A 21,463-nucleotide genomic window follows, 5' to 3' on the forward strand; every position below is an offset into this window, starting at 1 on the left:
TCCAACTTCAAATCGAAACACAAATATAATAATATTGATATTCTTTCATGGGATCTTGCTATATTTTGATTGATTATAGCAATATTCAGTCAACGGACCGTATAAAGACCAGATAATAAGGTAATGGGTAGCCCCCTTACAAACGTGTCAGCTACTTCAGAAGTGGAAAAGTGCTTGCACCGCCTGAAGTTATGGGATTCCGCTCCTCTAGCAAAGCGCTTACTAGTCGGATTTATAACGAATAAGGCGGTTTGTCAATATTGACTTTCCAACATATAGTGATTAAAATAAACAACGCACACTAAATATAGTGTTAATATGATTTTTCAGTATTTAAAACTAAGCAATTCAATCTTTACAATTTTAAGAGTAGTTTCAATATTTACAGGGGGACTGACACCATGCTAGTCGCGTATGATTCAAAAACAGGAAACGTCAAACGCTTCATCGGCAAGCTGAAGCTGCCGGCTGTGCAGATTGAGGAGCATATGACGATTGACGAGCCCTATGTGCTAATTACATATACCACCGGCTTTGGACAGATTCCAGAGAAGGTGTCTGCTTTCTTGGGGAATAATTATGCCAATCTGAAAGGCATTGCTGCCAGCGGCAATAAGAACTGGGGCAAGCTGTTCGCAAACAGTGCAGACTTGATTGCAGACCAGTACAATGTGCCGGTTATCGGTAAATTTGAGTTATCGGGTACATTTGGCGATGTGGAACGAATTAAACAGGAGGTGAGCCGGGTTGCGGCATATTGAACTGAATAACATGTTAATGAAGCGGGACGAGAGCGGCTTCTTTCAACTGGACAAAGACCTTGAGGCAGTAGCCGAATTTATGCGGGATGTAGAGCGGCGGAGCCTGGTTTTTGCAAATACAAAAGCTAAGGTCGATTACATGATTGAACAGGATTTCTACGAGAACTTTTACGGGCAGTACAGCGTAGAGGAAATTGAGCAAGTCTACCAGATCGCCCATAGCTACAACTTCAGCTTCCCTTCCTATATGGCAGCTTCGAAATTCTACATGGACTACGCTGTAAAAAGCAATGACCGCAAGCAATATCTGGAGCACTACCCGGATCGTGTGGCGGCAGTCGCCCTCCACCTGGGACGCGGCAACGCCGATACTGCCGGAGTGCTTGCCCGTTCGATGATGGAACAGCGTCTGCAGCCGGCAACTCCTACCTTCCTGAATGCCGGTAAAAGCCGGCGTGGAGAGCTTGTCTCCTGTTTCCTTATCGAAATGGACGACTCGCTCAATTCGATCAACTACGTGCTCAATACCTGCATGCAGCTGTCCAAGATCGGCGGCGGTGTGGCAGTCAACCTGTCCAAGCTGCGCTCACGCGGGGAGACGATCAAGGGTGTCGAGGATGCAGCCAAGGGCATCATGCCTGTGCTCAAGCTCATGGAGGACGGCTTCTCCTATGCTGATCAAATGGGTCAACGCAAAGGCTCAGGAGCAGCCTACTATAACATTTTTGGCTGGGATGTCCTGGAATTCCTCGACAGCAAGAAGATTAACGCCGACGAGAAAACAAGGCTTAAAACTCTGTCCATTGGGCTGATCATACCGAATCGCTTCTATAAGCTGGCGAAGGACAATGAACCGCTGCATGTATTTGCCCCATATACTGTGTACAAAGCCTATGGCACACATCTCGACGATATGGATCTGGATGACATGTACGATAAGCTGCTGGCCGATCCGCGTGTCAAGAAAAAGAAGGCCATGAGTGCACGCGATATGCTGACCAAAATTGCCATGATCCAGCTGGAATCCGGCTACCCTTATATTATGAACAAGAGCAACGCCAATGCGGCCCATGCCCTGAAAAATGTCGGACAGATCAAAATGTCCAACCTCTGTACCGAAATCTTCCAGCTCCAGGAGACCACCGAGATTGCCGATTACGGACAGGAGGATACCATCCGCCGCGATGTAAGCTGTAATCTGGCTTCCCTGAATATTGTCAACGTGATGGAGCACGGCAAGATCCGTGAATCCGTACATGAAGGTATGATCGCCCTGACTGCCGTCAGCGACATGACCAGTATCTCCAATGCCCCTGGCGTAGCTAAAGCGAACAAAGAGATGCACTCTGTTGGTCTAGGCGTCATGAATCTTCACGGCTATCTCGCGAAGAACAACATCGCTTATGAAAGCGAGCAAGCCCGCGACTTTGCCCGGACCTTCTTCATGACAATGAACTTCCACTCCCTGGAGAAGAGCATGGAGATCGCTGCTGCAACCGGCAGATCTTTCCATGGCTTCGAGGCATCAGACTACGCCACCGGCGTTTATTTTGAGCGTTACCTGACAACGGATTACCGTCCGGCTACACCAAGAGTGCAGGAGCTGTTCGGGGATATGTATATCCCGTCGCCTGCAGACTGGGAACAATTGCGGGATGCAGTAATGTCTAACGGTCTGTACCATGCTTACCGCCTGGCGATTGCGCCAACAGCCAGTATTTCCTATATCCAGAATGCCACTTCGAGCGTTATGCCGATTGTGGAGCAGATTGAGACCCGGACTTATGCCAATTCAACCACATACTATCCGATGCCGTACCTGCGGCCGGACAATGTGTTCTTCTATAAATCGGCTTACCAGATGGATCAGTTCAAGGTCATTGACCTGATCGCGGAAATTCAGCCTCATATCGACCAGGGCATCTCGACCGTGTTGCATGTCAACAGCGATGTATCCACCAGGGAACTGGCCCGCTCCTACCTGTATGCAGCACATAAAGGACTGAAGTCGCTGTATTACACCCGGACCAAAAAGCTGTCCGTCGAGGAATGCCTCACCTGCTCGATCTAAATGGAAGGCTATTGCCGTAAAAAAAGGAGATTGCACGATTATGAGCGCTATTCAAGCCGTTAACTGGAACCGTCCCGACGACGATTTCTCATTGATGTTCTGGAATCAGAACATTATGCAATTCTGGACGGATGATGAAATTCCATTGTCCGATGATAAAATGTCCTGGCTCACGCTCAGTGAGCGGGAAAAGGACTCTTATATGAAGGTGCTGGGCGGACTGACACTGCTGGATACGATTCAAGGAGGGGTCGGCATGCCCCAGATTATGGAGCATGTTGAAGGCCTTCAGCGCAAGGCCGTGCTGGGCTTCATGGGCATGATGGAACAGATTCACGCCAAGTCGTACAGCAGCATCTTCACCACATTAGCCTCCACAGAGGAGATAGACAGTGTATTCCGCTGGGTGGAAGAGAACCCGTACCTGCAGTTCAAGGCGGAGACCATATCACAATATTACAAAAATATAGACTCGCCTAAAGACCTGTATCTCGCTATGGCGGCCTCCGTGCTGCTGGAGAGCTACTTGTTCTACAGCGGCTTTTTCTACCCGCTGTATCTGGCCGGCCAGGGTAAAATGACCTGCAGCGGTGAGATCATCGACCTTATTTTGCGGGATGAGAGCATTCACGGGGTATATGTCGGGGTGCTCGCGCAGGAGATCTTTGACGGACTTGCGGAAGACGATCAGCGCGACCTGCACCAGACACTGGTGGGATTGCTCCGCCTGCTGCATGAGAATGAAGAACGTTATACGGAGCAGATCTATGCTCCCATCGGACTGGTGGACGAGGTTAAGACCTTCCTCAGATACAACGCTAACAAAGCGATGATGAATCTGGGCCATGATCCTTTGTTCGACGAGGAAGAGATCAATCCGATTGTCCAGAACGGCATCAGTACCCACACCAAGCAGCATGACTTCTTCTCGAAGAAAGGCAACGGATATATCCGGGCGCTTAACGTGGAACCGCTGAAGGATGAAGACTTTCAATTCTAACCTCATATGTAACTAACAATACCGCCCTTTTCGAGGGCGGTATTGTTAGTTACCATCATCTTAAATTAATTCGTTAACTCTTCCGGCCATTAATTACATCAGGTATCTTCCCGTGATCGACTGCTCCGCATGGATTATCTGCAGAGGTGTGCCTTCGAACACAACCTGACCGCCCTTGCTGCCTCCGTCCGGTCCCATATCAATGATCCAGTCCGCTTGGCTGATCACATCGAGGTTGTGCTCGATAACAATCACCGTATTGCCGGTATCCACGAGGCGGTTTATGATCTCCAGAAGGTGACCGATATCTGACATCTATCGGAAATACGTTTATGATCTTTCCTATGTCTACATTCTACGCAGTATTTCTATAGAATATTGTTGTTTTATTTATTATATTTACGTTGTTTATATTACTTCTGTGGGCAAAATGTGGGCAGGCTACCATATCTACTTTGAATGGATGTGGTAGCCTTCATTGTATTTATCCTTTAACTGATAGTTCAATTATCCCCTTGCTATACCCCTCGATTATTGCACTTCTCAAACCATTAAAATATGAATTCTCTAATTCAAAAACCAGTTTGGGATCCTCTACCTTCTCTAGCAATTCCAAAAATTTATTATTCTCTTCAGAAGTCGAGGTAAAGGTATTGAGTATTTCAGAGGCTCTTTCCTCAATTATAGGTTTCAATGATTCTATTATGTTCATAAGATTAGATCCCCCGGTTAAAAAATGTTTTGTCAATAGTTTTCTGCGCGTTGAATCAAGTTATCATTTGACTTGATTTGTGTTACATTTAAGTTGAATTTTTTAGAAAGTTATTCACTTAAGGGCTTGTCCTGCCAGACAAGCCCTTAAACATTGTCACGCCTGCTGTGATAGTAGATTCTTGCTTAATGTCATGTTTTTCTTGAAAAGATTTGTAACCAGTTGCAGACATCGTACAGCGCTTTGTATCGTTGTTTATAATAGTGTCGAAATAAGCTATCTTATAGACCGAGTCTACCGCTTTGATTTTATCTAGGTTAGCCAAGACTCCTCGATCTAAACGCAAAAAATTCAAACCAGCCTTCTTAAAAGCCCCCTCCCAAAATCTCAAATTTCCAACAGTGAAGTATTGAAGTACTTCGGTTTGTACTGAAATTAATAATCGATTATCGAATTGCATATAAAGTATTTCCTCGACAGGCAGTTGTTGTATCCCTGTGCCATGTTCGTCTTCTGTAACTGTTAAATAAATCAATTGATTTTTCCTCCCCTCTACTGCATCATCACTTAATTAAAGTGTCATCAAATTGACCTTATGCTATAATTCTATTAAAATCACCTTCTTAATTAAATTTAAATAATTGGAGGATTTATGGCACTCAGCTTAGGGGAGTGTCTGTTACGTGAACGCCGATTAGCGAAAGGATTTACTCAAGAAGAGTTATCTTTCGAATTATCGAAAAGGCATGGCTTATCAGCATCTCATACGTTAATCTCTCAGATCGAAAGAGGAGTCAAACGTCCGAACCCGCTTTTGAGTAGAGGCATATGTCTTATACTGGGATGTACTGAAGCCGATCTTTACGAGTTCAAAAATACGTAACAGGATGGAGTAGATTTCTACTCCCCGACAGCGCTTGTGCAACAAAGGCGTTCAAGAGAGAAATGTCAACATATTTTCCCCGTTCGAATTAATTCAATAATACACCTCCCAATGATTCCATGTACATCCATATTCAACAGACGAAATAATATTGTATTACACACAAATCGACATTATTCTACATTATTTCCTATTTACATTTCTGACATTACAAAAAAGAGCGCTATAAGCGCTCTTTGATAAATTCAATATTCGTTTCGAGTAATCTTAGTTCTTTTATAACTGAAGGACTTCTTTTTTCAGACATTGTGCACCTTAATTGTTTGCCGCTATGGTAACAATCAAAATAAACAACTCTCAAGGTTATATCAACCGATATGACCTTGTCTAAATTTATTGAAGTCCCTCTATCTGACTGGATGAAATTTTTTCCAGAATTAATGAAAGCGTTCGTCCAGTAAGCCAAGGTACCACCGGTATAAAATATGCCATCTGCGGTCGTCATTAGGATTTTGTTGTGTCTTCGGGAATACTCAAACATTAAAATGCCGTCAACTGTTATTGTGTGCAGACCTGTATCCCCTTCTGGATCTTTAGTTACTGTAAAGTAGGTCATTTAAACCTCCTGTTTTTTTAAAAGTTCCTTTGGCGTATTCCCCCCATACACATACCAGATACTAGCAGGTGATACAAAGCCCACTGCAAGCACCCCGAGTACTGTAGCTGCAGCATTGTAAAATCCCTTTTTCATAAAATCACCCCCTCAATTTAATTAAAGTTAAAGCTTGTATCAAAAACGCAGATGCAATTACAGGTGAAAGGACAATGAAATTCATACTGATAATTGCGACTGTGACCACCTTTAATAGTGGATAATACTTTTCGGGTATTCTGGATTGATTTTCTATTCCGGATGGAGCATAAATCAAAGCTAAAAATACACTGATCAAGCCGAATACTACTGTTATTGAGTTACTAAAATCAGAATAAGAAATAGCCGTCATTAGAATTGTTGTAAATATCACACACCCCATACCAGTTTTTAAATGGAACCCACCTGACACTTGTCTGAGCACAGGAAATGCAATCAACGCAACTACAGTTTCAATGACTCTCCCAGTAACAAGTACCGAGATGAGAAATGTACTTATTATAATCATTGCAGCGTTAATTAGAATAGATAAAGAAAACTCTAACACTTCTGCAGATGTAATATGATTCGGCACTTCTTTTTTTATTTTTTTGGCAATTAGGCGGGCTAGATGTTCAATCACTCTCTTTTTCCTTTCTAGTTGCGTAGAATAAGAAGAACAACACAGCTATTGATATGAAAATAACATCAAGGAATGAATTATTTCTACTTAATAGAATTACCGATGACAACAAGGTGCCAATAATCATTAGATACACGATCACAATTTCACTTTTGAATTTTAGTCTTTCGAATTCAAAATCGAAACCTCCACCAAAAAAGTTGTATATCTTTATTATTGCCATCCCTATAGCTCCACTTAAAAATTGGAGTAGATAACCTCTTGCAGGACTGGCATGTATTTCTGCGACCGTTAATAAACCGAAGGACAAATTCACGATCGCCACTTGTATTAGTACCATTAGGAAATACCCGGTAAGAGAGATGATTATTGACCAAATTATCGGAACCCTTATTACCGTCTTTAACAATAATGTAAACAAAAAAATGTTGATCAAAGGTACAAGAGGTGACAGCGAGAGTTCCTCTCTTAATACAAAACTTTGTAAATCCATCAATAAAATAGTGAATAGAGCCTCCCATATAAACTCCATAGGTTTGAGCCTGTAAATCGACATCATCACATAGTAAACAGCAAACGTTTCAATTGTTGAAAAAACAATGAATAGAATCGACTCCCGCGACAATCACAACACCGCCTGCCATATTTTTCTTTCAATAGATTAATTATATATCTCTGGTCCTATATGAGTATAGTAAAATTTACATTTTAGAGGCTTGTCAGACGGTGTCATGCTACATCATTCACACATCGAATTCAGTCCAGCCAGGCGGCAGTTTTTCTTCTTGCGCCGGCTCCAAGAATTCAGCCTCCACTAAGACCAAAAACACTCCACCAATCTCTACACTTGCCCCTTTGATCACTAATGTTTTATCTAATGTCATCGCCTCCCCGACACCAACCACTACACCCCGGAAGCCACCAAACCCGCTACCATGTCCTTCGGCAATCTGGACAGCCTGCCCCTCGTGTAAATCTTCGTATTTCATTGCATGACCACCTTACCGGTACGCCGTAGCCAATCCATTTGTGCAGTTAAATCTGCTTCCCACTTAATATCTTTTGTGGCTCTTGCTTGGATCAGCATATTATTAAGGGTGTTCATGTCCCAGCAATATTTTGCGTTCTCGTGGAAACACTGCTGCAGTTCGATATCCAACTTCTCTGTTAAGGCTCCTTTCAAATTCTCGTGAAATATCTCTGCCAATCGTTGATGTACAGCCAACATAGATATCACTCCTATACATGTGAGGACGCGCGCAGCCCTCTTATGGCGGATTCCGCGACCATCCCGGCAAATACACTCCGGTAGGTTTCGACCAACTCCGCAGCCGGTCCAAGGCGCTCTCGGCGCTCATCAGGCGGTGTCATCTGCTTTATTCATTGCTGCTAGTACAATCTTGATATCCCGCACTTTGGCAAATGGAGTGCGGTCGCTTTCTACAATGGCCTCTATCCTTCCGAGTACTGCAGCTCGACGGAACCTTCCGTCGTGTTCTCCTGGATATTGCTCTATTAAGTAATTAGCTAATTCGTCAATCTCTTTTTGCTTGTTAATCATCATTTCCTCCTTTAAAGGGGCCTTAGCCCCACATTGTTCAATTCATCCCGCTGGAGCCATCGTCAGGCGGTTAGAAAAATTCGCTGGAGCCGAGCACTACCAAGTGCTCATTAGCTTCATCCACGCTTGAAAAAGTTAGTCTATTGATGGAATCGCACCAGTGTTGTGCTTCTGCTATCGTATCCGAGTCACAGAATTGTAAAGCATACTCTTCATCCTCCAGCTCAAAAGAGCAATTCCCCGTTTCTTCATCGAACGTTCCGTATACTGGAACCCCGTTATCTGGGCACTGAATCCCTAATGTGTACTCCATCGCGCATCCTCCAAGGTTAAAGCCCTTCGGCTGTAGTTTTGTGGGGCCGTAGCCCCTTAGTGTCAAACCTAAAGTTCACAACGCTTGTTTGCTAATGCTTCCGCGCCGCGCTCCGTCCTACGAGTTCCGACAAGTTTAAATCCACTGCCGTTTGATTCATTGTGTTTTACTGCCGCCTCATCCTTACAGATGATCACATCGTTTTTGTTTTCCATCACATAAAACATAACCAATTGCCTCCCTTATAGTAGTGGGGCCGTAGCCCCGTGTTCTCCGATTTCCTCTCTGTACTTCGGCTCGCATACGACACAAACATCATCTTCATAATCGACTAGATTAACATCATTTTCGTGATATTCCCTCCTGCACACACTGCATGTTGCAATTTCATCTGGCTCTGCCAGTAGATGATTTATTACGTGATCAAACCAGCCATATGAATTTAAGACCCCACGAATGGCATCTTCTAAAACTCGCCCTGCCTCATCATCTCGATTTGTGTACCCCAGAACTCTCAACTCGCCCGAACGCTTATCTAATGTAGCCACGTTAAATCCTTGTCGCTGCTCTTGTGGTCTTTGCTCCGATACCCAAACTTGCCCGGCGTACTTTTCATATCTATTTCCATACTCTCCGATCATTGTTTCCATATTCCTTATCCCTCCCGCGTATGCCCGCCAGCTGTATTGTGTTCCTTGTGAATCTAATTTAACATGCTTTTAAATGCTTGTAAATAGATAATATCGAATATTGCTAAATATTTTTAAATGCTGTAAAATTCAATTGTACAAGGAGTTGATTTTATGGCAGGACGGCCTAAGAAAGCCGAAGGAGAGAAGAAAATCCGCGAGGCCATTTATTTTGAACCTGAGCTCTTAGATTGGTTACGCGAAGAAGCCGACCGCAGGAAGTGCACGGTCAGCGTTGTTGTAAATCTATTGGTTGAAGAGAAAAAAGGAATCACGCCAGAATAATCATTCTATAAAATGGAGGTGCATTACAACTGCAAATTTATATCAAACTTCAAGAGGTATTAGACGCTAAAGGGGTCACTCGCAGACAACTTGCTAAGAAAAGCTCTTTTCAACCTTACGAGATTAAGCAATTCTGCGAAAATGAATTACAAACCTACAATCTCGGAATTTTGGCTTCGATTGCTAAGCATCTAGGGGTAACAGATTTAAGTGAATTGATGGAGTTTCGAGAACCCAATGATATTCCTTGGCACTACCTTCGAGATTATCACGAGTGAACAACAAACAAAGCCCCGTCAGTATAATCACTGACGGGGCTTACTTATTTAAGATGATCTTTTAATGAGTCTCCGAGCTCTGCGGTATATTTGGTCAGCCGCAGACTGATTTCAGTACGCATTACATCGCGGGTAAGTCCGAATCGCTCCTGGTAGCCCCGGCAAAAGATTTTGTGATATGAGATAAACTCATCTTGTTCATCTGCAAAAAATTTAATATTACGCTGCTTCAGTTCTTTTTGAAGTTGATAGGTATCCCGCATGATTCGGTGCTGTATAGCCTGCCCGGCCATCAGATAGGCTCGTTTAAGGACGTTGCCAGAATGCTCGATCTCCTTCAAGCTCTTGCTAACCATGGTATCTATATGTGGCAGTAAAATGAGATCCCTGATCATCTCGCGCTCATCATTAGTGAGCATCTTACTGCCGGTGGTCTTCTCCTCTTCTTTTCGCTCATGCTCTTCTACATGTTCTGTCATTAACATTTTTGTTTTCCATCGCTCGTTACCATCTAATTTGCTCACGATATGTACCCCCTCAATGATACAACCAGTAATCTATGTCAGTTCCACGCCTGGCGCTCTGTGCGCCCCCCTGCGGCGCTGTATCATACGGCGTGTTACGTTCCCAGCCCTCGATAATTGCAGCCGTCTCAATGGCTTTGCCTGCTTCCCATACTATATAATTCTCTTCAGCCAGCACTTTAAAACCATTAATTATCTCCGCAGGCCGCCGCCCGCTCAATCGTCGTAGCTCCTTAATGTTGGGCATCCGTCTAAATGATACCGGAACTGAAATATGATCCGAAGCAGCTTACGCGGGGTATCGTCAAGCATGCCGCCGCTCCTGCACGGGACGCCAAGACAAGATACTGGTTTCCAGAAATACGCGTGGCCCACCCGTAGTCAGGCATGTAGCCCGGATACGGCCGTTACGGATACCGCCCACTTCAATTTTTCGCTGAGTGATCTTCCCGGCTTTATCCAGGTATATAATTTCAATGGTCTGGCCGATGCTCATTTTCATGATTGATCGCCTCCGTTAATATAAGAACATTTGTTTGTATTATAACCGCACTAGGAATTTTTAATCAATGGAAATTAATGTTTTGTTCTCATTATTGTTCCCTTGTCATCGACAAGCATCGGTGATATATTTAGATTACAGCAAGAGATTACGGATCGCCAACAAACCGGAGAAACCGGATGAGGTTGAAAGGATAGATAGCGATGATGAAAGTACTAATCACTGAAACGAATGAAATTAAAGAACTGACAATGATTGACCTCGCTTCAGGCACTGATTTTGTACAAGACTTTATTGGAAACTATGACGCTTTAGCCGATGGACAATTCACCTGGGATGAAGAATCTGGTGCTTTCGTGGCTGAACAGGATACATATGATTGGTGGTCAGAAGTAATTAATGCCCAAGTTGCTCTTGCAGCTCGAATTGCAAAATTGAAAGAAGAACACGACTCCGATGATGTTGACGCTGTGGTATTCTCGGCTGGAGATGTTGATCTTGAAGACAATGCTGCGGCAGTGAATAAAGCCTTGGATGAAGAATTTGGAGAGTCTGCGGGAAAGTAACTTCGCTCCTTGAATATGTAGATATCCCCTGGGTCGCTGAACACTTGGGGAAATCACGTCAGGCTGTTGACCAAGCAGCACGCGCAGCATTAAAGCCGAACTATCGCGGAATAATGCTGCGCCCTGATGCAACTGTCGAGGGGCGGCCACTGTGGTTAAAGGATAGATGGAATGAGTAAACGTAGTATTAATCTTACGGGAGAGCGTTACGGACGTTTAGTAGTGACAAAAGAGGCTGAACAGCGTGGGTATACTCGTCGTTGGGAGTGTGTATGTGACTGCGGAACCCCGATCACTGTAACCATGCCAAATTTAAGAAATGGACACACACTTTCCTGCGGATGCTTGCAAAGCGAACGTGTTTCTGAGAAAAATACAAATGATCTTACTGGAAGAATATTCGGGAAACTAACTGTCATAAAACGTAGCGATATTAAGCATAAGAATAGAAAAGTGCATTGGATATGTTCATGTTCATGTGGAAATCCCACTCCAAGTATAATTTCTTCAGACAGACTACTGGGAGGGGTAACAGAATCATGTGGATGCAATCGGTTGGATGCAATTCGATTAGCCCACGAGGTGACTGCGGAACAGCTCACTATAGATGGCGTTGTCGTTCCGACACTCAAACGGAAACTACGGGTGGACAACACTACCGGAAAAAAAGGTGTTGGACAGCGATTGCGAAAAGATGGTTCTATGGCCTTCACTGCCAGCATTCGTGTGAAAGGGAAAACATATCATCTCGGCACATTTTCAGATATCGATTCTGCCGCAAAGGCCCGGGCTGAAGGTGAAAAGAAATATCATCAGCCATATATTGACGCTCTTGAAGAAAAAGAAAATAACCCGCCGACCTCTTAAGGTTGACGGGTTATTTGGCTTCTGCCCGAAACTCAAAACGTTCCCGGACGAAGTAAGAGCCTGACAGCTTGATATCATCCGGGGTAAACTCCTCCACTATTCCGCCGTAGTCTATCAGGTGCCCTACAGGATCGGGGGCAAGGCGAAACCATACGGATACGCGTGACATCGACAAGGCAGCTGCGAAGAAGTCAGCGTCGTTCTTAAGGACTTTGTATGCACCACTCATGCCCCCTCTACTCCCCTGCTTGTTCTGACACATGCTCGATAACATCATTAGGTTGTACACCAAAATAGCTACACAGTTTGTCGAGCACCTCAAGTGAAACATATTCCCCTTTGTCAAACTTAGCCACGGTTGATGGCCCAAAGCCCAACGCCTGCTTAAGATCGCCCTTTTTCATTTCATTTTGAGCCAGCAGCACCATGAGCGGCTTATATGAGAATGGCATTTACTTCACCTTCCTGTAACTTTATGTACTCATAATAATAAAATAAATACAGAAAGTCAAACTTTTTATTTGACTTATAATACATAAAATGATATATTAAATACAGGAAGTGAAACATTAACTTCCAGAAAGGAGAGGAAAACATGAAAGATTGGGTACAGCTCCTTACAGCAGCCATCCAGTGCTACACAGCTTATCTGCTGCTAAAGGACAAAAAGAAAGGAACCAAAAAACGCAGCCGCCGAGGCAAACGTAAGTAAGGTTCCCGGAGGGTAGGGGTTAGGGCCCCTGCTCTCCACCCAATCATAACATAAACGGTTTGGACGATACAATCTGCCGGTGGGCATACGCAGGAGGGATAAGGGATATGGCAAACAAAGGTTCAATGGTAAAGATACTGCGTAAAGAGCCGGCTCAGGATTATGTACAGAGTGTTCTGCATATGGAAAGGGTGGCAGCCCTACCTTCGCCGGATACTGATTACTGGTTCTTCAAGGGGCGGAATGAAGCTGCCGTCTGGATGGAAATCAGAGTTGAGCGGAAGCCAGACAATAACAAACTGCATAACGTTTGGGAACGTAAGTGGGAGCAATTTAATGAGGATGATTTCCGGTGGATTGATGCCCTGCCTGTATGGAATGGAGAACCTTCGGATATAGTGGACGATTACATCCCAGGCAAATACCACGGGGCTACGGCCCCACTACTATAAGGAGTGTGAACGGTAATGAAGATTAATGTCTTTGAAAATGGCAGCAAAAGCAAATTGATAGCTATGCTCACCGAGGATGATGGCAGCGAACGCGAGTTAGTACGCACGGATAGAGGCAGGGATGATCTGCTGAACAAAATCGACGATATGGGCCTATCCTACATCACGGTAGAGTTCAAATAGTATGTGGGGCTACGGCCCCTCTAAAGGAGGAATTAGTCATGCTGAACGTAATTACTTGGGTTGTCATTGCTGCAGCGCTGGTCGTCTCAATCGCCGCATTGATTAAAGCCCGCCGTCGGTGATCTACAAGATTAAAAAGAAATAACCCGTTAGGCAGAAGCCCAACGGGTTATTTTATGTATGCTCTAAATTCAAACCGTTCACGCATAAACCAACCGCCAGCAATCTTGATTCTCTCTGGGGAATATCCCTCCACCAATCCGCCATAATCCATTAGGTGGCCGATTGGGTCCGGATCTTCCCGGTACCAGACTGAGACCTCGGATTGCGCAAGGGCAGCTACAAAAAAGTCATTATCACTCTCCAGGATTTTGTAAAGAATCTCCAATGAAATAAGTCCTCCTAGAATTAGGAAATGCCATAACAAAAAACATTGATTTTTAATGAATATTTCTGTAATATGAACATATAATATTACGGTTTCAAAGAGGTTAGCGTCAATCCACACGTGGGTTCGAGCGCTAACCTTTATTAATTATAAAATCAAAAATCATTAGTAACCTTCTAAAAGATGTCGGTAGGCTCCGTGCTCCCTCCGCTTTGAACCCCTCGAGTTTTTCTTTAATATAATCATTCAACTCTTGTTTATCTAATTTCAATGCATTATATGCTATTACTTCAAACTCTTTGTCTGATTTAAACTTGAGTTTCATTATTGTGTTCATTGAAGGCATCCTAATTTTATATGAAGCATTTATCTTTTTAATGCATACCGTAGCATCTGGATATGATATGATCCTATGTTTTATCTTATCTTTGTCAAACGGGTGAAGGTTTGTTTTATCGATATCAACACCATTAACATATTTTAGAAATGGAATTCTTGATATGGCACTCTGACTTGCAATAAATCGTAATGCTATGTCAGTATGGAGAGGTTCAATTTCATAAAAATAATTATATACGTAGCTTACGAAGTCAGGCATTTGAAAAATATAAGTAGCATCACCCAACGCAACTATTAATTTCCCGTCCCCAATCCTCTTTTCAATCTCATCTAATTGATCAGGAGCGACAAGTAGCGTATTCAAACTACCTTTCCTGCCTCCATCAACAATTAGTTTTTTTATCACGTGCTGATACTTCCGAACCTCAGACGGCGCAACTCCCTGATCAACTTTACTTATCTTATCAAATACAAGCCCGAAATTGTCAGTTTTGATAACTTTCAGTTTACAGCCTAAATCCCTATCGGTTAGTACCTCTTCAACTAAACCTTGCTCTCCTTCAAGCCATTCTACTAGTATCAATCGATTTTCTAACAACTCTACTTCAGCATCAGAAAGAGATCGGGTAAAATCACTTATGATTTTCCTCATATTAACATCTGTTAGAGAATATCCTAAAAAAATGATAGGGGAAGTGAGCATCATAGAGATTATTTTTGCTGTAATTAGAACTGAGTTTTTTTCAAAACGTAGGTAATCACTTTTCGTTATGGTTATATCGTCTGGACTATCCACGCACCCATGCAGTTTATACAGTTCTGCATAATCAAAAGACTCACCAAAAAATCCGCGTTGACCAATGTATTTTGTAATAGTATGAACACCAGATTCGTTATAAGAGTCTTCAATAAATGTATCGTAGTTTGTAGTTAAAATGATTTGTGTTTTTAATAGCATTTTAGTAAATAGCTTATACTCTTCTTCCGTTTCGACCTTTAAATTATATTGTTTAAATCGGTTAGATATGGCCTTTTTAAATGGAGATAATTTAGATTTGAAAGAGTCTTGTTGTGTAAAGTTATCAATATCCAAATTACCACTATTAAAGAGTCGATTGAATTCTGTTTCTAAAGTAGCACCGACTTGAATGTAAGCCTCATGATCAATTTCTTTTTCATTGAAGTTCGGATAATTGATTTGAATTTGAGAGCGAGCATTATTCAACTCACCATAAAAATTATATAAGTTTGCTTTTCCCCAAAATTCTTCAAGTAGACTTGGCCAATCTGGAAAATCATCTAAAAATCTTTTTGAAATACCTGAACCTATAAATACTATAGGGAATTCATTTTTCTCTAATAGCTGATCTAATATCGTCAAAGTTCTCACTCCTTAAACAAACGGGTTAGGAAAATAGTACCACAAATTACAATTAAGCAAAATAAAAAAAGCCCACCAGCCTAAGCCAGTGGACAATTATTACTGCTTTGTCAATTTAGTCGCTTTATAAGCAAGATATACTTTCTCGACGGCTGCCCGGATCTCCTCTGGTGCTACTTTGATACCTCGTACAACCAGCTGGTAAGAAGCAAATGCCAAGGCTTGCTATAGCTTATAATCACCAACGAGATTCTTATAAACGGCCTGAGCGTAAGCGGAGCCCTCCGAGGCAATCTTATGCAGTATTCAACTTCCAAATTCAAATTGAAATATTTAGCATTATGTAGTAATCTAATATCAAACAAATAAGTCGGATAAGAGTCTAATCCGACTAACGCTAATACTGGAGGGATAACTTTGCCAACTGTATCTGAAGTTATTGAGCTTACAGGTCAAAAAAGGGGAACAATCGAGCAATTTAGAGAGTTAATGTTAAAGTATGGTATTATTGGAAACAACGAAACCCTTAATGAAAGAGCGTTTAAGGTATTTAAAAAGGTAATTAAAAGCAAAGAAGAGGAGAATACAACTTGGGCACTCGCTATTGAGAAAGAAATTCAAGCAGAATATGGCGAGGAATTAAACATTCCATTCCGCTGGTCAAAGAATATAATTCTCAATGATCTTATCCGCTCTATCAATAAAGGAACTGTGATTGTTACCCGTGACCTACTTGGTCTAAAAGCAAATAAAGACCTTGCTGATGATGAGTTTTTCTATACCATCTTTCACGTTCTTATTGAAAATTTTTATGAATTGAGTAAAACAGACATTTCTTACACGCAAAGTTCCGGTGCAGACGGAAATGCCATTACATCGTACGAACTTAGTGGTAAAGACTTTAAATATTATCTTGTTGGTAAATTTAATCATGTTACAAATTCTGAAGACATACATGTGTTTTATAATGAAGGTCTAGATTTCAATATTATGAGGTGTAAGCATATCTGTGGTGGACCATCAAATAAAGGTCTATTAAAAGAACTCTGGGAGTTATGTCTTAGTCTTAGACCTTCAAAAGATGATTCTCTTGTCGAGTAAACAATGTGCTATTCATGCCGGTGTGTTTTGTAGAAGCTCATATCTAACATATTCTAGTCGCTTAAAGCTTTCAACAGAGCAAATATTATTATGACCTACCTGTCCGACTGTAACTCCGAGTTTGCAATCGATTGGTCACAGGAATGAATCATATAAACGTCTGCTCTTACCGCCGCTACCTTGTTTATTGCACAAAAACAACAAACCCGTCAGGCACAAGCCCAGCGGGTTATCTTATATATGCTCCAAATTCAAATCGTTCTCTAATGAAGTAAACTCAGCAATTAACAGCGTCCGGAGTATATCCCTCGACTATGCCACCGTAGTCCATTAGGTGCCCGATTGGGTCAGGATCTTCCCGATACTGACAGATACCTTTGATTGTGCTAAGGCCGCCGAGAAGAATTCTATATCGCTTTCCAGCACTTTATAGGCAATCACTAAACAATCACTCCCTATGATAAATCCCCCGCTATAAATGTGGGATACAGTTCTTCCATATCCCAATTGATTATAGATTATCTTTGAAAATATTTCTTTTCAAGAAAGAACTTTGTCACATTCAAATAAATGACCACAAAAAACCTTTGTAAATCTTTACCTGACAAAATATGATATCAGTAAGGTTGTAACTACTTGGGAGGAATAATTATGGATGAAGACTGGAAAAAAAGACCTCAAATAATTGAATATTGGCCAGATGGTGTAGACTATGTCATGGGTATGGATGAGAGTGGTAGTTCTGACTTGGTAACGATAAAACGCAAAGTTACTAACGGAAAAGAGGACGAAATAGATTTCTCAATGAAGGATTTTACATTAACTGGTGTTGTTGTTGATCAAAACCGATATGATAAATTGAAAAATGTGGTAAACACCGTTAAATATAAGTATTGGAATGATGGAATGTGTTTATATAAAGACAAGCAAAAGCGAGTGTGTTTCCACTCTAGAGATATTCGAAAAAAATCTTTCCCCTTTAATAATATCGAGCCCTCTCTTCTAACTGGCTCATTGACAGAAATGATAGAGTCTATAAATGCCAAAATTATATCTTGCCATGTCGATAAACTTGCTCACTATAAAAAATATACCGACTGGGCAATTCATCCTTATCACATCGCAGTTCAGTTTATATTGGAAAGATTTTGTATGGGTCTGAATGAGGGGAATAAAACTGGAATTGTGATGTTAGAATCAAGGGGAAAGAAAGAAGATAAATTTGTACTTGACTACATAGTAAAGATGGTTGAAATAGGTACAAATAAAAATTCAGCCTCTCACTTTAAAAATATACTAGGTGTATATTTCAATCCTAAATGGTGGGCACAAGATGAAGATAGAAGTTCGTTTGTAATTTTAGAATATGCCGACTTGGTTTGTTACCCCATTCATAAACAGCACAGAAAGATAGATCCAAATAATTTAATTGACCCCGCTTATGATGTAGTTGAAAAAAAACTGTTTAAATATCCTGATCATTTAGGTCGCGGCTTGAAAATTTGGAGGCCTTAAAAAATAAATCCGCCACAGCATAATGCTGGGCGGTCGACCGAGTAATCCCGATCCCTGATTAAAATATAACTGTTAGTAATGAAAAATGCAAATTATTTAACATTTATTGACCCCGCAAAATAGACTGCGGGGTCATCTTAATTTCTAATGATTATCAGAGTATCCCTTGCCAGCTTCCGGATTGCTTACAATCCCCAACACCACCAGGATACCCAATACAGCATTCACCGCCGTAGTAACCTCATCATACTTCTCCGGTGCCAGCTCCAGCCCAAAGATTGCCCCAACCGTTTGCACGCCCAGTAGCACGGCTGCCGTCAAAGATATCCACAATCCATAGTTACGCCATTTGCTTTTCATTTACTTATCCCCCTTGCTGGTGATTGTCATTGTTTTGGTTTTAGCGTCATAGTCCACCGTAGCCCCTAAAGCCTCTGCTACGGCCCTTGCTGGCGTATAGGTAACACCTTCATCAGCTACGCCGTCGGCCACCTTCTTACCGTCTACAATTACCGATACGATTACATCCTTTTTCACAGGTGGTTTAACCTCCTTCATACATTTATCAATTACGGCATAAGCCGCATTAACTACTGATGCCTTTGGTGTATAACCTTGTCGTAGCGCGGACGTGCTCAGTCCGAAAGTCATTTGGAAGTGTGGGGCATCCTTAATGGAAACAAAGTCCCCGCCCCACTCAAACCCGAGCGTTTTGGCCTCCTGAACAACCTCCGTCCAGTCTGCCACCTTATCACCGTCACCATCGCGTTTCAGATCCCAAGAGACTTGTTTCCCATCTGGAAGTAGCAGCGCAAAGTCGATAGCAAGTCCAAAGTTGTGGTAACTGGTACCGCCCTTGGCATTTGTGACGATCTTCCCGGGCTTGGTCCTGCCCTGAGCGTAAAGCGCGTTCTGCTCGGCTATGGTCCGCAGCCCTTGGGTAATGACTATATTGACCCCTCGGACGTAACAACGCTCAATGAGGGCCACCGTAGCCGCTGCAAGGACAGGATGCAGCCCAATAAGGCGTTTATGTGATTTGAGTTTCACCTGATCTAATGTAAGCATTACACCACTCCTTATTTTCCTAAAAATTGATTGCCTGCTGCTGCTCCAAGAGCAATCAAAACAATGTATTTAATCATATCCATCCAAAGCTTTCGTTCTGCGCCGCTGTCCTTGTTAGCTTGCTGAAGCAGAGAGAAAATTTTGCTTTCGAGGCTGTCGAACTTAGCCATAATTGCACTGAACTGAATCTCCATTTTGATGGTTGAACTTTTGATCTCCTTAATATTTTCATCATGACGATGGTCATTCTCTTCCAGTAGCCTCAGCTTAGTGTTTGCCGTAACATTTTCGGCAGCTAATCGGGCAAACTCACTGGACAGAGTGCTCAACCCCGCCTCTACCTCTTCAAGGCGTTGTAATGGCATTACATCCTCAACCCCTCCCCGTACATCTGCTCCCCCGTCTGCCATCATGAATGCTCCCCTTTATCTAATTGGTGTATAAAAACAGCCCCCGGTTCGGCTCCGAGGGCAAAATAAAAACGCCTCACTGGGCGCCATCGTTAAATCTATTTAGCTGGTAATGGATCTCCGTTCTCGTCCAGGTCGCTTGCGGCCAGGTAGGTCTTAACCTCCGGCTGCAGCTTGGCAGGTACTTGAGCATAAGTTTTCAGCCCCTTAATAATCAGCAGCGCATAAATAACAGACATGGTATCACCTCCCCTCATGAGACGTAGACCGCCGGACACCAGCAGCCCCGCCAACCAGTTACGCATTGTCGCCCAGCAGCACGGCAACATCCTCACGGATTACAGCCGGTACTTGCTCCAGCTTTTTAAATCCCTTGCGGATCAAGCTTGCATATACTTGTGTCATTTACTTAGCACCTCCAGTCAGGGGCAATACCAGTTCGTACAGCTCAGTTAACGCCAATTGCGCACTTACGGCCTCAGTTTGTGCAGAGAGCAGCTGCTCGTAATTATCAGCAAGAGCCATTTGTGTGCTGGATAGCTCTGTTGTCAGGTCTTTGATTTGCTCCGTGAGTGGCTTCTGGTAGACTGGTTCCGTCGGTTGTTCTGGAGCTTCTGGGTTTGTATATAAAAACTCCAGCTTCTCCGTTTCTGGATTCACGCGAAATCGTCCCCAAGACTCACGGAACTCGACGTTATATTGACCGAACTCTAATTCAATCATTCCTACCGTTTCCTCTACACGCTCCTTAAGCACCTTGAAAGACGCAAAATCCTGCTCGCGAGTTGTTTTAACAACATCACCGACTTTTTCGCCAGTATCAAGAATTACATTTCCTGTCGCTTTGTCATAATAAATTTTTCTTCCGATTTCCATATTAATATCCTCCTATTTTTTATTCTGTCGCCCGCCATGTGATCGTAAAGCCTTGTCCCCCAAGCATGTCTATGGTAAACCCTCCGCTAAATACCGAACTATTAGAAAAGTTGATATAAAGTGGATCTGTTGCGGTTCCGTTCATGTATGAGCAATACCACGACCCATACGAATATCCTTCTCTGATATACCGCCCATCCTGCGTCCAGGCAAGTTCGACTGTACCTGGCTTAAATCCCAGTCCAGTAACAGTGGCAGTTTGTCCAGTTCCGTGGACAAACGTTCCAGTAGCTGTTCGTCTGCCCTCTACCATAGTTCCCGTGATTCCAAGAAGGTTCACTCCATTACGAATATTTGAAGCATTAAATTGTGGAGCAGCAGTAGTAACCCACGTGGACCCATCATAGTAACCCTGTGGGGGCTGCAAAAACACTCTATCATTAGCCCATACCGTTACTGCAGCGGCAGGTAAGTGGATATTTTGCGCACTCCTGTTTGGCATTGCCCCAGCAGTCCCCGCTATTGTTGTACCCACTAACACGGCGCCCGCTGGAACGGATACGCCAGCAACTGTAATAGCAGTTGTGTATGCCCCTGCTGGCTTGACCTGCGGTGTGGGTCCAGGCGTCACTACGCCGCCCGCTCCGTTATTGGGCATTGTACCCACAACATTGTATCTAGTTCCTGCTGAAAAGGTCGCTCCTTGCAGCACTTGAGATTCGACTGCCGAACCCGGTATATATAATGGCATT

37 protein-coding genes and 1 pseudogene are annotated in these 21,463 nt (G+C 42.9%); 12 read left to right on the forward strand and 26 right to left on the reverse strand.

The annotated features are described in order from the left end of the window. The first annotated feature begins 401 nt into the window (after positions 1-401). Genes nrdI through nrdF form a run of 3 tightly spaced genes read left to right on the forward strand, consistent with a single transcriptional unit; the run spans position 402 to position 3,832 of the window. Entirely contained in the window at positions 402-761 is a 360-nt protein-coding gene (gene nrdI, locus AC3WT9_RS04430; protein ID WP_038592234.1) for a class Ib ribonucleoside-diphosphate reductase assembly flavoprotein NrdI, read from the forward strand. Beyond that, complete coding sequence (gene nrdE, locus AC3WT9_RS04435) at positions 748-2,832, forward strand: class 1b ribonucleoside-diphosphate reductase subunit alpha (RefSeq protein ID WP_341093310.1); 2,085 nt, start codon at positions 748-750, stop codon at positions 2,830-2,832. Before nrdI ends, nrdE begins: the two co-directional genes overlap by 14 nt. A gap of 40 nt (positions 2,833-2,872) precedes the next feature. Further along, entirely contained in the window at positions 2,873-3,832 is a 960-nt protein-coding gene (nrdF, locus tag AC3WT9_RS04440) for a class 1b ribonucleoside-diphosphate reductase subunit beta (RefSeq protein WP_341378689.1), read from the forward strand. Between the two features lie 93 nt (positions 3,833-3,925). Here the strand turns inward: nrdF and AC3WT9_RS04445 are convergent. The 3 genes and pseudogenes from AC3WT9_RS04445 to AC3WT9_RS04455 form a co-directional block, all read right to left on the reverse strand. After that, positions 3,926-4,147 (reverse strand): annotated as a pseudogene (locus AC3WT9_RS04445) (excinuclease ABC subunit UvrA); the annotation flags it as partial. 169 nt (positions 4,148-4,316) lie between these two features. After that, on the reverse strand, positions 4,317-4,544 hold the full coding sequence (locus AC3WT9_RS04450) for a hypothetical protein (RefSeq protein ID WP_492407351.1): 228 nt from the start codon (positions 4,542-4,544) through the stop codon (positions 4,317-4,319). Positions 4,545-4,662: 118 nt separating this feature from the next. After that, complete coding sequence (locus tag AC3WT9_RS04455) at positions 4,663-5,079, reverse strand: LytTR family transcriptional regulator DNA-binding domain-containing protein (protein WP_492407352.1); 417 nt, start codon at positions 5,077-5,079, stop codon at positions 4,663-4,665. 117 nt (positions 5,080-5,196) lie between these two features. Here AC3WT9_RS04455 and AC3WT9_RS04460 point away from each other — a divergent pair, with 117 nt between their 5' ends. After that, positions 5,197-5,427, forward strand: a complete 231-nt coding sequence (locus tag AC3WT9_RS04460; RefSeq protein ID WP_492407353.1) for a helix-turn-helix domain-containing protein — start codon at positions 5,197-5,199, stop codon at positions 5,425-5,427. Positions 5,428-5,650: 223 nt separating this feature from the next. Here the strand turns inward: AC3WT9_RS04460 and AC3WT9_RS04465 are convergent, their stop codons facing one another. The 9 genes from AC3WT9_RS04465 to AC3WT9_RS04505 form a co-directional block, all read right to left on the reverse strand. Then, positions 5,651-6,043: a hypothetical protein gene (locus tag AC3WT9_RS04465; protein ID WP_492407354.1), complete on the reverse strand. Its 393-nt coding sequence runs from the start codon at positions 6,041-6,043 to the stop codon at positions 5,651-5,653. Continuing rightward, complete coding sequence (locus AC3WT9_RS04470) at positions 6,044-6,178, reverse strand: AgrD family cyclic lactone autoinducer peptide (protein WP_492407355.1); 135 nt, start codon at positions 6,176-6,178, stop codon at positions 6,044-6,046. A gap of 4 nt (positions 6,179-6,182) precedes the next feature. Then, entirely contained in the window at positions 6,183-6,701 is a 519-nt protein-coding gene (locus AC3WT9_RS04475) for an accessory gene regulator ArgB-like protein (protein ID WP_492407356.1), read from the reverse strand. Between the two features lie 743 nt (positions 6,702-7,444). After that, positions 7,445-7,690 carry a hypothetical protein gene (locus tag AC3WT9_RS04480; RefSeq protein WP_492407357.1) on the reverse strand — a complete coding sequence of 82 codons (246 nt, stop codon included), beginning with the start codon at positions 7,688-7,690 and terminating at the stop codon, positions 7,445-7,447. Next, positions 7,687-7,929, reverse strand: a complete 243-nt coding sequence (locus tag AC3WT9_RS04485) for a DUF7667 family protein (protein WP_492407358.1) — start codon at positions 7,927-7,929, stop codon at positions 7,687-7,689. Before AC3WT9_RS04485 ends, AC3WT9_RS04480 begins: the two co-directional genes overlap by 4 nt. Before the next feature lie 129 nt (positions 7,930-8,058). Continuing rightward, positions 8,059-8,265 (reverse strand): hypothetical protein, encoded by a 207-nt coding sequence (locus AC3WT9_RS04490; RefSeq protein ID WP_492407359.1) that lies wholly within the window; start codon positions 8,263-8,265, stop codon positions 8,059-8,061. Between the two features lie 67 nt (positions 8,266-8,332). Further along, positions 8,333-8,575: a hypothetical protein gene (locus tag AC3WT9_RS04495; RefSeq protein WP_492407360.1), complete on the reverse strand. Its 243-nt coding sequence runs from the start codon at positions 8,573-8,575 to the stop codon at positions 8,333-8,335. 68 nt (positions 8,576-8,643) lie between these two features. Beyond that, a complete protein-coding gene (locus AC3WT9_RS04500) occupies positions 8,644-8,802 on the reverse strand; it encodes a hypothetical protein (protein ID WP_492407361.1) in 159 nt (52 codons plus the stop codon). A gap of 15 nt (positions 8,803-8,817) precedes the next feature. After that, positions 8,818-9,225: a hypothetical protein gene (locus tag AC3WT9_RS04505; RefSeq protein WP_492407362.1), complete on the reverse strand. Its 408-nt coding sequence runs from the start codon at positions 9,223-9,225 to the stop codon at positions 8,818-8,820. 153 nt (positions 9,226-9,378) lie between these two features. Between AC3WT9_RS04505 and AC3WT9_RS04510 the strand changes: the two genes are divergently transcribed. Then, positions 9,379-9,549: a hypothetical protein gene (locus AC3WT9_RS04510; protein WP_492407363.1), complete on the forward strand. Its 171-nt coding sequence runs from the start codon at positions 9,379-9,381 to the stop codon at positions 9,547-9,549. Positions 9,550-9,590: 41 nt separating this feature from the next. Further along, complete coding sequence (locus AC3WT9_RS04515; RefSeq protein ID WP_492407486.1) at positions 9,591-9,827, forward strand: helix-turn-helix domain-containing protein; 237 nt, start codon at positions 9,591-9,593, stop codon at positions 9,825-9,827. Between the two features lie 44 nt (positions 9,828-9,871). Here AC3WT9_RS04515 and AC3WT9_RS04520 read toward each other — a convergent pair whose 3' ends face one another. The 3 genes from AC3WT9_RS04520 to AC3WT9_RS04530 all read right to left on the reverse strand — a co-directional run bounded on the left by AC3WT9_RS04520 (position 9,872) and on the right by AC3WT9_RS04530 (position 10,853). After that, positions 9,872-10,351, reverse strand: a complete 480-nt coding sequence (locus tag AC3WT9_RS04520) for a YhjD family protein (RefSeq protein WP_492407364.1) — start codon at positions 10,349-10,351, stop codon at positions 9,872-9,874. 13 nt (positions 10,352-10,364) lie between these two features. After that, positions 10,365-10,571 (reverse strand): hypothetical protein, encoded by a 207-nt coding sequence (locus AC3WT9_RS04525; protein WP_492407365.1) that lies wholly within the window; start codon positions 10,569-10,571, stop codon positions 10,365-10,367. 84 nt (positions 10,572-10,655) lie between these two features. Continuing rightward, complete coding sequence (locus AC3WT9_RS04530) at positions 10,656-10,853, reverse strand: hypothetical protein (protein WP_492407366.1); 198 nt, start codon at positions 10,851-10,853, stop codon at positions 10,656-10,658. 203 nt (positions 10,854-11,056) lie between these two features. Between AC3WT9_RS04530 and AC3WT9_RS04535 the strand changes: the two genes are divergently transcribed. Beyond that, positions 11,057-11,419, forward strand: coding sequence for a hypothetical protein (locus AC3WT9_RS04535; RefSeq protein WP_492407367.1), 363 nt, complete (start codon positions 11,057-11,059; stop codon positions 11,417-11,419). 171 nt (positions 11,420-11,590) lie between these two features. Beyond that, complete coding sequence (locus tag AC3WT9_RS04540) at positions 11,591-12,286, forward strand: hypothetical protein (RefSeq protein WP_492407368.1); 696 nt, start codon at positions 11,591-11,593, stop codon at positions 12,284-12,286. Positions 12,287-12,296: 10 nt separating this feature from the next. Here AC3WT9_RS04540 and AC3WT9_RS04545 read toward each other — a convergent pair whose 3' ends face one another. Then, positions 12,297-12,515 (reverse strand): hypothetical protein, encoded by a 219-nt coding sequence (locus AC3WT9_RS04545; RefSeq protein WP_492407369.1) that lies wholly within the window; start codon positions 12,513-12,515, stop codon positions 12,297-12,299. 7 nt (positions 12,516-12,522) lie between these two features. Next, positions 12,523-12,738 (reverse strand): helix-turn-helix domain-containing protein, encoded by a 216-nt coding sequence (locus AC3WT9_RS04550; protein ID WP_492407370.1) that lies wholly within the window; start codon positions 12,736-12,738, stop codon positions 12,523-12,525. A 367-nt stretch (positions 12,739-13,105) separates the two neighbouring features. On the opposite strand from AC3WT9_RS04550, the gene AC3WT9_RS04555 reads away from it, so the two are divergent. Continuing rightward, complete coding sequence (locus AC3WT9_RS04555; RefSeq protein WP_492407371.1) at positions 13,106-13,450, forward strand: hypothetical protein; 345 nt, start codon at positions 13,106-13,108, stop codon at positions 13,448-13,450. Between the two features lie 15 nt (positions 13,451-13,465). Beyond that, the gene (locus AC3WT9_RS04560; protein ID WP_492407372.1) at positions 13,466-13,633 is read left to right on the forward strand and encodes a hypothetical protein; all 168 of its coding nucleotides are present in this window, start codon (positions 13,466-13,468) and stop codon (positions 13,631-13,633) included. A 169-nt stretch (positions 13,634-13,802) separates the two neighbouring features. On the opposite strand, the gene AC3WT9_RS04565 is transcribed toward AC3WT9_RS04560, so the two are convergent. Next, positions 13,803-14,021: a hypothetical protein gene (locus tag AC3WT9_RS04565; protein ID WP_492407373.1), complete on the reverse strand. Its 219-nt coding sequence runs from the start codon at positions 14,019-14,021 to the stop codon at positions 13,803-13,805. Positions 14,022-14,154: 133 nt separating this feature from the next. Further along, positions 14,155-15,741, reverse strand: a complete 1,587-nt coding sequence (locus AC3WT9_RS04570) for an SIR2 family protein (RefSeq protein WP_492407374.1) — start codon at positions 15,739-15,741, stop codon at positions 14,155-14,157. 417 nt (positions 15,742-16,158) lie between these two features. Here AC3WT9_RS04570 and AC3WT9_RS04575 point away from each other — a divergent pair, with 417 nt between their 5' ends. Next, positions 16,159-16,842 (forward strand): hypothetical protein, encoded by a 684-nt coding sequence (locus AC3WT9_RS04575; RefSeq protein ID WP_492407375.1) that lies wholly within the window; start codon positions 16,159-16,161, stop codon positions 16,840-16,842. 651 nt (positions 16,843-17,493) lie between these two features. After that, positions 17,494-18,357 carry a DUF3800 domain-containing protein gene (locus AC3WT9_RS04580; RefSeq protein ID WP_492407376.1) on the forward strand — a complete coding sequence of 288 codons (864 nt, stop codon included), beginning with the start codon at positions 17,494-17,496 and terminating at the stop codon, positions 18,355-18,357. 144 nt (positions 18,358-18,501) lie between these two features. Here the strand turns inward: AC3WT9_RS04580 and AC3WT9_RS04585 are convergent, their stop codons facing one another. The 7 genes from AC3WT9_RS04585 to AC3WT9_RS04615 form a co-directional block, all read right to left on the reverse strand. Further along, positions 18,502-18,717: a phage holin gene (locus AC3WT9_RS04585; RefSeq protein WP_492407377.1), complete on the reverse strand. Its 216-nt coding sequence runs from the start codon at positions 18,715-18,717 to the stop codon at positions 18,502-18,504. Next, positions 18,718-19,425, reverse strand: a complete 708-nt coding sequence (locus tag AC3WT9_RS04590) for a M15 family metallopeptidase (protein ID WP_492407378.1) — start codon at positions 19,423-19,425, stop codon at positions 18,718-18,720. 11 nt (positions 19,426-19,436) lie between these two features. Beyond that, positions 19,437-19,838 (reverse strand): hypothetical protein, encoded by a 402-nt coding sequence (locus tag AC3WT9_RS04595; protein ID WP_492407379.1) that lies wholly within the window; start codon positions 19,836-19,838, stop codon positions 19,437-19,439. A 95-nt stretch (positions 19,839-19,933) separates the two neighbouring features. Further along, on the reverse strand, positions 19,934-20,074 hold the full coding sequence (locus tag AC3WT9_RS04600) for a CD1375 family protein (RefSeq protein ID WP_438497189.1): 141 nt from the start codon (positions 20,072-20,074) through the stop codon (positions 19,934-19,936). Between the two features lie 58 nt (positions 20,075-20,132). Next, a complete protein-coding gene (locus AC3WT9_RS04605) occupies positions 20,133-20,240 on the reverse strand; it encodes a CD1375 family protein (protein ID WP_492407380.1) in 108 nt (35 codons plus the stop codon). Further along, positions 20,241-20,711, reverse strand: a complete 471-nt coding sequence (locus tag AC3WT9_RS04610; protein WP_492407381.1) for a hypothetical protein — start codon at positions 20,709-20,711, stop codon at positions 20,241-20,243. Between the two features lie 19 nt (positions 20,712-20,730). Continuing rightward, positions 20,731-21,462, reverse strand: coding sequence for a hypothetical protein (locus tag AC3WT9_RS04615; RefSeq protein ID WP_492407382.1), 732 nt, complete (start codon positions 21,460-21,462; stop codon positions 20,731-20,733). Position 21,463 lies beyond the last annotated feature (1 nt).

It is taken from the genome of Paenibacillus sp. EB106-06-01-XG199 (assembly GCF_058791575.1).

Excerpts from the sequence above, each read along its gene's own strand:
- AC3WT9_RS04610 (WP_492407381.1), bottom strand. The coding sequence starts at position 20,711 with ATGGAAATCGGAAGAAAAATTTATTATGACAAAGCGACAGGAAATGTA.
- AC3WT9_RS04495 (WP_492407360.1), bottom strand. The coding sequence starts at position 8,575 with ATGGAGTACACATTAGGGATTCAGTGCCCAGATAACGGGGTTCCAGTA.
- AC3WT9_RS04585 (WP_492407377.1), bottom strand. The coding sequence starts at position 18,717 with ATGAAAAGCAAATGGCGTAACTATGGATTGTGGATATCTTTGACGGCA.
- AC3WT9_RS04605 (WP_492407380.1), bottom strand. The coding sequence starts at position 20,240 with ATGACACAAGTATATGCAAGCTTGATCCGCAAGGGATTTAAAAAGCTG.
- AC3WT9_RS04615 (WP_492407382.1), bottom strand. The coding sequence starts at position 21,462 with ATGCCATTATATATACCGGGTTCGGCAGTCGAATCTCAAGTGCTGCAA.
- AC3WT9_RS04480 (WP_492407357.1), bottom strand. The coding sequence starts at position 7,690 with ATGAAATACGAAGATTTACACGAGGGGCAGGCTGTCCAGATTGCCGAA.
- AC3WT9_RS04540 (WP_492407368.1), top strand. The coding sequence starts at position 11,591 with ATGAGTAAACGTAGTATTAATCTTACGGGAGAGCGTTACGGACGTTTA.
- AC3WT9_RS04590 (WP_492407378.1), bottom strand. The coding sequence starts at position 19,425 with ATGCTTACATTAGATCAGGTGAAACTCAAATCACATAAACGCCTTATT.
- AC3WT9_RS04580 (WP_492407376.1), top strand. The coding sequence starts at position 17,494 with ATGGATGAAGACTGGAAAAAAAGACCTCAAATAATTGAATATTGGCCA.
- AC3WT9_RS04460 (WP_492407353.1), top strand. The coding sequence starts at position 5,197 with ATGGCACTCAGCTTAGGGGAGTGTCTGTTACGTGAACGCCGATTAGCG.
- AC3WT9_RS04470 (WP_492407355.1), bottom strand. The coding sequence starts at position 6,178 with ATGAAAAAGGGATTTTACAATGCTGCAGCTACAGTACTCGGGGTGCTT.
- AC3WT9_RS04505 (WP_492407362.1), bottom strand. The coding sequence starts at position 9,225 with ATGGAAACAATGATCGGAGAGTATGGAAATAGATATGAAAAGTACGCC.
- AC3WT9_RS04560 (WP_492407372.1), top strand. The coding sequence starts at position 13,466 with ATGAAGATTAATGTCTTTGAAAATGGCAGCAAAAGCAAATTGATAGCT.
- nrdI (WP_038592234.1), top strand. The coding sequence starts at position 402 with ATGCTAGTCGCGTATGATTCAAAAACAGGAAACGTCAAACGCTTCATC.
- AC3WT9_RS04490 (WP_492407359.1), bottom strand. The coding sequence starts at position 8,265 with ATGATGATTAACAAGCAAAAAGAGATTGACGAATTAGCTAATTACTTA.
- AC3WT9_RS04510 (WP_492407363.1), top strand. The coding sequence starts at position 9,379 with ATGGCAGGACGGCCTAAGAAAGCCGAAGGAGAGAAGAAAATCCGCGAG.
- AC3WT9_RS04485 (WP_492407358.1), bottom strand. The coding sequence starts at position 7,929 with ATGTTGGCTGTACATCAACGATTGGCAGAGATATTTCACGAGAATTTG.
- AC3WT9_RS04550 (WP_492407370.1), bottom strand. The coding sequence starts at position 12,738 with ATGCCATTCTCATATAAGCCGCTCATGGTGCTGCTGGCTCAAAATGAA.
- AC3WT9_RS04595 (WP_492407379.1), bottom strand. The coding sequence starts at position 19,838 with ATGATGGCAGACGGGGGAGCAGATGTACGGGGAGGGGTTGAGGATGTA.
- AC3WT9_RS04450 (WP_492407351.1), bottom strand. The coding sequence starts at position 4,544 with ATGAACATAATAGAATCATTGAAACCTATAATTGAGGAAAGAGCCTCT.
- AC3WT9_RS04465 (WP_492407354.1), bottom strand. The coding sequence starts at position 6,043 with ATGACCTACTTTACAGTAACTAAAGATCCAGAAGGGGATACAGGTCTG.
- AC3WT9_RS04535 (WP_492407367.1), top strand. The coding sequence starts at position 11,057 with ATGATGAAAGTACTAATCACTGAAACGAATGAAATTAAAGAACTGACA.
- nrdF (WP_341378689.1), top strand. The coding sequence starts at position 2,873 with ATGAGCGCTATTCAAGCCGTTAACTGGAACCGTCCCGACGACGATTTC.
- AC3WT9_RS04600 (WP_438497189.1), bottom strand. The coding sequence starts at position 20,074 with ATGTCTGTTATTTATGCGCTGCTGATTATTAAGGGGCTGAAAACTTAT.
- AC3WT9_RS04500 (WP_492407361.1), bottom strand. The coding sequence starts at position 8,802 with ATGTTTTATGTGATGGAAAACAAAAACGATGTGATCATCTGTAAGGAT.
- AC3WT9_RS04530 (WP_492407366.1), bottom strand. The coding sequence starts at position 10,853 with ATGAAAATGAGCATCGGCCAGACCATTGAAATTATATACCTGGATAAA.
- AC3WT9_RS04545 (WP_492407369.1), bottom strand. The coding sequence starts at position 12,515 with ATGAGTGGTGCATACAAAGTCCTTAAGAACGACGCTGACTTCTTCGCA.
- AC3WT9_RS04555 (WP_492407371.1), top strand. The coding sequence starts at position 13,106 with ATGGCAAACAAAGGTTCAATGGTAAAGATACTGCGTAAAGAGCCGGCT.